General features: G+C 71.5%; 4 protein-coding genes. All 4 read right to left on the reverse strand.

The genetic code is table 11. The features are described 5' to 3' along the window. On the reverse strand, positions 1-1,020 hold the full coding sequence (locus CAP_RS35290) for an outer membrane protein assembly factor BamD (protein WP_052376555.1): 1,020 nt from the start codon (positions 1,018-1,020) through the stop codon (positions 1-3). A gap of 58 nt (positions 1,021-1,078) precedes the next feature. Beyond that, complete coding sequence (locus CAP_RS35295; RefSeq protein ID WP_044249040.1) at positions 1,079-2,635, reverse strand: serine/threonine protein kinase; 1,557 nt, start codon at positions 2,633-2,635, stop codon at positions 1,079-1,081. Positions 2,636-2,973: 338 nt separating this feature from the next. Further along, positions 2,974-4,002: an outer membrane protein assembly factor BamD gene (locus CAP_RS35300; protein ID WP_052376556.1), complete on the reverse strand. Its 1,029-nt coding sequence runs from the start codon at positions 4,000-4,002 to the stop codon at positions 2,974-2,976. Between the two features lie 456 nt (positions 4,003-4,458). Further along, on the reverse strand, positions 4,459-5,664 hold the full coding sequence (locus CAP_RS35305; protein ID WP_052376557.1) for a serine/threonine protein kinase: 1,206 nt from the start codon (positions 5,662-5,664) through the stop codon (positions 4,459-4,461). Positions 5,665-6,056: the final 392 nt, after the last annotated feature.

Here is a 6,056-nt window from a genome sequence, read left to right on the forward strand (position 1 = left end):
TCACCACCCCCCTTGCATCCGCACCCCGCCAGGCAACACCGCGACCCGCATGGTCACCCGGTGGCCCGAGGGCTTCTCCTTCGACGCCGTGGGCGCTGCGGGCGCCATGAACCACAGCACCGCGCCGCCTGCGAGGAGCGCTCCCCCCGCGAACAACGCAATGGTCGATCCATTCCCGAGTCCCACGGCCTGGCTCCGCAGGTCGAGCCCATCCTGACTGCAGGAGTTCTGCGCGTCGCAAGGGCCGTCATTGCTGTCGTTGTTGCGGGCGATGGCCAGACTCCCGAGGGTCGCGCCGATCCCGACCCCGAGCATGCCAGCCCCCATCGCCGCGAGCGCGGCAGGGCGCTGCCAGGGTCTCCTGGGAGCCGTGACCACGGGCGGGGGCGGCGCCAGGGTCTTCGCGACGACCTCCATCGCGAGCGGCTTCACCTCCACCGTGACCTTCGCCGCGTCCCCGCTCACCTCCACCGATTCCTTCCAGGCGTTCCGGCCCGGCGCGGTGGCCTCCAGGGCGTGCGTGCCCTGATCGATCGGCAGGGCGATCCCCCACTGCGCCTCCCAGAGCGTCGCGCCGTCGCGGGTGACGGTCAGGCCGTCGATGGACCGCACCTCGGCCGGCACCTCCACGGTGAGCATGGCGATCCGTGGCTTCAGGGCCTTGGCCTTCGCGGCCGCCTGGCGCGCGCGCTCCCGCTGCCCTGCGCGGGTCGCGAGGGGCTCGATGAGGGTGTACTGGGCCCAGGCGCTCGCGAGGCGGCCGGCCTTCTCGTAGCACTCGGCGAGGGTGAGCTTGGCGCCGACGCCCTCCGGGATGAGGCGGGTGACCTCTTCGAGCTTCGGGCACGCGCTGGCGAACTTGCCCGCATCCATGTCGGTGGAGGCCTGGTCGTACAGGGACTCGGCCGTCGCGGCGGTCTGGGCAATTGCGGGCTGGGCGCGCGCCGGCGTGCTCGCGAATAATCCGAACGTGAGCGCGGTGGCGAGGGATGCGAGGTGACGACGAGGCGTGACAGGCATGGTCTCAGCTCCTTTCTTCCGCGGGAGACGTCTCGCGCGGCAGGGTTCGCGCAATCGCTCAGTAGATCCCATGCCTCGGCTTGGACGCGGAGGTCGTGGACGTCGTCCGGGGCGTCGTCGATGAGGTCCCCTTCGCCGTGGCCGTGGCCGTGGCCGTAGGCGAGGTGCTCGCCTGAGACACCGGCGTGCTGGGAGCACCGCTGGACGCGCGCGATGTCGCTGTGGGGGGTGCAGCGATGGCGGCGGACGGGGTGCCCGGCGCGGGCGCGATCGGGGGAGCGCCAGGCGGCGGCCCCGCATTGCTGGTCGGCGGCGACGAGGGCGAGAGGGAAGCTGGAGCCGCGGAGGGAGATGCCGGGGCGACCTCGGGATCGCGCTGCGAGAACCAGATGCCCACGGCCGCCAGCACGATCAGGCTGGCAGCCGCCCCGAGCGCCGCGACGATGATCTTGCCTGCCCCGCCCCCGCTGGAGTTCCGGGAGGCCGCAGGGTTCCAGGTGTTGCCCGTGAAGCCAGGTGGAGGGCCCGCAGGCGGCGCGCCGGGCATTGGGAACGCGCCAGAGGAGGTCTGACGCGGTAACCCTCCGGGCGGCGTGTGGGCGAGTCCTCCCGGTGGCGTGTGGGCGAATCCTCCCGTTGGCGTGTGGGCGAATCCTCCCGGTGGCGTGTGCACGAACGCCCGCGGCGTCTGCCCGAGGCCCGCGGGTATGAAGGGCAGCGAGGGATGGCTCGGTGACGACGCGCGATCCCAGGGGCCCACGCTCCCGAGCAACGCGCGCAGGGCCTGCATCAGCTCCTCGATCGACTGGAAGCGGTGCTCGGGCTTCTTCTGCAGGCAGCGGCTCACCACCGCGTCCAGCGCCGGGGGGAGTCCGGGCCGGCGCTGGCTGGGCAAGATCGGCTCCTCCTGGAGCACGAGCCCTACCAGCTCCGTCAGCGTCTCCGAGAGGAACGGGACCGTGCCCGTGACCAGCTCGTAGAGCACCACGCCGAGGGCCCAGATGTCGCTGCGCGCGTCGACCTGCTTGGTGCGGAACATCTGCTCGGGAGACATGTAGAGCGGTGAGCCCAGCATGGCGCCGGTGCGGGTGAGGTCGACGTTGTCGGGCGTCATCTGCTTGGAGATGCCGAAGTCGAGCACCTTGACGCAGGGCGCGCCGCTGGGCCGGCGGACGAGGAACATGTTCGCCGGCTTGAGATCGCGGTGGACGATGCCGAGCGCGTGGGCCTCGCCGATGGCGTCGCAGGCCTGGAGCAGGTAGGTGATCGCCTCGCCCGGCGGGAGCGGCCCGCGGCTCCGGACGAGCTGCTTCAGGTCGCTGCCCGAGAGGTGCTCCATGAGCATGTAGGGCGCCCCGTTCTCAAGACGTCCCACGTCGTGCACGCGGGCGACGTGCTCCCCCTTGAGCCGCGCCGAGGCCCGCGCCTCGCGGAGGAAGCGGCCCACGGCCTCCTCGTCCTTGAGGGCTTCGGGGAGGAGGAACTTGACGGCGAACAGCTCGCCGAGGTCCTGGTGGCGCGCCGCGACGACCACGCCCATGCCCCCCTGACCGAGCACGTGCTCGATGCGGTACTTGCCGAGCAGGACATTACCGGGCTGGACAGGTGCGACCATGGTGTTGAGGAGCGGCTGCGCGCTGGGGAAAAAGCAAGGCAGGCAGGCGCCAGGAGGCGCGACCCGCGTCCACGGTATCCTGGACGGGAGCGCGCAGACAACCTCCCGCAGGCGCTGCGATCGGCGGTGCGAGGACGGAAATCAGCGAATGCACGGAGCTGTGTCGACGTCCCGCGCGGAGTTCACGTCCCGACTGCGCAACGGTTTCGCATCCGGACGCATGAAGCGCCGCTTCACCTGTTCAAAGGCATGCTGAAGCCGCGCGGATTCTTTCTGGGACGGGTCCTCTCGCGAAAAACCGATGTATCCGCGGAGGGGCAGTGTCCTTCGCGCGCGTCTCACCACCGCCCTTGCACGAGCACGCCGCCAGGCGTCACCGCGACCCTGGTGGGGGTGCTCCCCTTCCCCGCCACCTTCTCCTTCGCAGACGAAGGCGCCGTCGGCGCCGTGAACCACAGCACGGCACCGCCAGCGAGCAAGGCGCCTCCCGCGATCATCGCAATGGTCGCCCCGGTCCCGAACGCTATGGCCTGATTGCGCAAGTCGACGCCTTCCTGGCTGCAGTAGTTCTCCACGTCGCAATGGCCGTCATTGCTCTCGTTGTTGCGGGCAATGGCCATCCCCCCGAGCCCTGCGCCGACGCCGACGCCGATCACGCCGACGCCCATCGCGGCCAGCGCCACGGGCCGTTGCCAGGGCCTCTCGGAGACCGTATCGGCAGGCGGAGGCGGGGCCTGCACCGGCGCCGGGGCCGCGACCTCCACCTGGAGGGGCTTCACGGTCACCGCGACCTTCGCGCCCTCCCCGCTCACCTGCACGGCCTCCTTCCAGGGCTTCCGGCCTGGCGCGGTGGCGACGAGCGTGTGGGCGCCCGCGTCGATGGGCAGGGTGACGCCCCACTGCGCCTCCCCGAGCGTCACGCCGTCGCGGGTGATGGCGAGGCCCGTCACCGACCGCACCTCCTCCGGCACCTCCACGGTGAGGGTGGCGAGGCGCGGCTTGAGCGCGGCAGCCGTGGTGGCGGCCTGCTGCGCGCGCTCCGCCTGGCCAGCGCGGGCGGCGAGCGTCTCCACGAGCGTGTACTGGGCCCAGGCGCTCGCGAGGCGGCCGGCCTTCTCGTAGCACTCGGCGAGGGTGAGCTTGGCGCCGAGGCCGTCGGGGATGAGGCGGGTGACCTCTTCGAGCTTGGGGCACGCTCTGGCGAACTGGCCGGCATCCATGTCGGCCGACGCCTGGTCGTAGAGGGACTGGGCGGTCGCGGCGGTCTGCGCGTCGGCGGACTGCGCGTGCGCCGAGGTGGCCGTGAGCAAGCCGAGCGAGAGCGCGAGAGCGAGGGAGGCAGCAGTGCGACGAGGAGGGGCGGGCATGACAGGGGCGCCTTTCTTCTTTAAGAGAGCGTTCTCCGGGCAGAGAGCACGCATGGGTTCAGTAGATTCCGCGCTTCGTGGGCGTAGGCGAGGGCGCGGCCGTGGCGGGGGGCGCAGGCGCCGCTGGTTTTGACGTCTTCGGCGTCGCACTCGCCGAAGCACTCGCCAAAGCACTCGCCAATGGCGAGGGTGTCGTCTTCGGTTTGCTCGACGCAAGCGCCGCAGCCGCATCAGGCTTGGAGGACGTACCCGTCGTCGCGCGAGGAACAGGTGCACGGCTGGGGGCGGTGGGCGCCTCGTCCACAGCGCGGCCGGTGGACTCTGTGGGCGCTGCGCTGTCGTCGGCGGGCGCCACCTGCACGTGCTCCGCGGTGCTGGTCGTGGGTGAAGTGGGGGGCGCCGTTGCCGTCAGCTCCGCCGAGGGCGACGCCAGAGGCGCTTCAGGATCGCGCCGCATCATCCAGATACCGCCGGCCGCGAGCGCGAGCCCTGCCGTCGCCGCGACGAGAATGACCGCGAGCTTGCGCGACCCACCCGCCGCGACGTTCCGGGACGCCAGCAGGTCCCCGGCCTCTCCCGCGATTCCAGGCAGCGAGCCGGCCGAATGGCCCACGCCCGGCATCTGGAACGGCCCGGAGGGCGTCTGGCTCGGCAACCCTCCCTGGGGCGTGTGGCCCAGGATCGCCGGGGGGTCTGCGCGAGATGACCGGGTGGCGTCTGCCCGAGCCCCGGCGCGCTCCCAGGCCCCGGGGCGTACCCCTGCAGTGAGGGGTTGCTCGGCGACGAGACGCGGTCCCACGGGACCACGCCTCCGAGCACCGCCCGCAGCGCCTGCATCAGCTCCTCGATCGACTGGAAGCGGTGCTCGGGCTTCTTCTGCAGGCACCGGCTCACCACCGCGTCGAGCGCCGGGGGGAGGCCTGGGCGGTGCTGGCTGGGCAGGAGGGGCTCCTCCTGGAGCACGAGGCCCACCACCTCGGTCAAGGTCTGGGCGAGGAACGGGAGCGTGCCCGTGACCAGTTCGTAGAGCACCACGCCGAGGGCCCAGATGTCGCTCCGCGTGTCCACGTGCTTGGTGCGGAACATCTGCTCGGGCGACATGTAGAGCGGGGAGCCCAGCATGGCGCCGGTGCGGGTGAGGTCGACGTTGTCGGGGGTGATCTGCTTGGAGATGCCGAAGTCGAGGACCTTGACGCAGGGCATGCCGTTGGGGCGGCGGATGAGGAACATGTTCGCCGGCTTGAGGTCGCGGTGGATGATGCCGAGCGCGTGGGCCTCGCCGATGGCGTCACAGGCCTGGAGGACGTAAGCGATGGCCTCCTCGACCGGGAGCGGGCCGCGGCTGCGCACGACCTCCTTGAGGTCGCTGCCCTGGAGGTGCTCCATGAGCATGTAGGGCGCGCCAGTGTCGAGGCGGCCCACGTCGTGGACGCGGGCGACGTGCTCGCCCTTCAGGCGCGCTGAGGCCCGCGCTTCGCGGAGGAAGCGGCCCACGGCCTCCTCGTCCTTGAGGGCCTCGGGAAGCAGGAACTTGACGGCGAAGAGCTCGCCGAGGTGCTGGTGGCGTGCGGCGACGACCACGCCCATGCCTCCCTGGCCGAGCACACGCTCGACCTTGTACTTGCCGAGGAGGACATCACCGGGCTGGACAGGCGCTACCATGGGTTTGGGGGGCGGCTCTGCGGCTGCACGAGGAGCGGGCGTAAAGAGAGCGAGCGCAAGGTGGGTGGACGCGGGGTGAGCGGGCGCCGGTGGAGGGCGACCCGGGTCCACGGTAATCAGGAGGGGAGCGCGCGGACAAGTTCCCACCGCAGGAGAGCATCGCCCTCTGCGGAAGGCTCACCGGAGCCTGCGGCGTCGTGTGGTCGCGTCGTCTCTCGGATCGCTCCGCGGACGTCGCTCGGATCGCTCCGCGGACGTCGCTCATACATGCGGCCGGGGACAGTGTCCGCTTCCCGATGCGACGGGCGTCAGGCCCGAAGCGGCAGTGCGCACCGGAAACCGCGGGTGGATCGCGGAGTGGGGGGCCCCGACGAGCTTTGCTCGGCGGGGGG

Origin of the sequence: Chondromyces apiculatus DSM 436 (genome assembly GCF_000601485.1) — a bacterium.
Lineage (GTDB): Bacteria > Myxococcota_A > Polyangia > Polyangiales > Polyangiaceae > Chondromyces > Chondromyces apiculatus.

Excerpts from the sequence above, each read along its gene's own strand:
- CAP_RS35290 (WP_052376555.1), bottom strand. The coding sequence starts at position 1,020 with ATGCCTGTCACGCCTCGTCGTCACCTCGCATCCCTCGCCACCGCGCTC.
- CAP_RS35295 (WP_044249040.1), bottom strand. The coding sequence starts at position 2,635 with ATGGTCGCACCTGTCCAGCCCGGTAATGTCCTGCTCGGCAAGTACCGC.
- CAP_RS35300 (WP_052376556.1), bottom strand. The coding sequence starts at position 4,002 with ATGCCCGCCCCTCCTCGTCGCACTGCTGCCTCCCTCGCTCTCGCGCTC.
- CAP_RS35305 (WP_052376557.1), bottom strand. The coding sequence starts at position 5,664 with ATGGTAGCGCCTGTCCAGCCCGGTGATGTCCTCCTCGGCAAGTACAAG.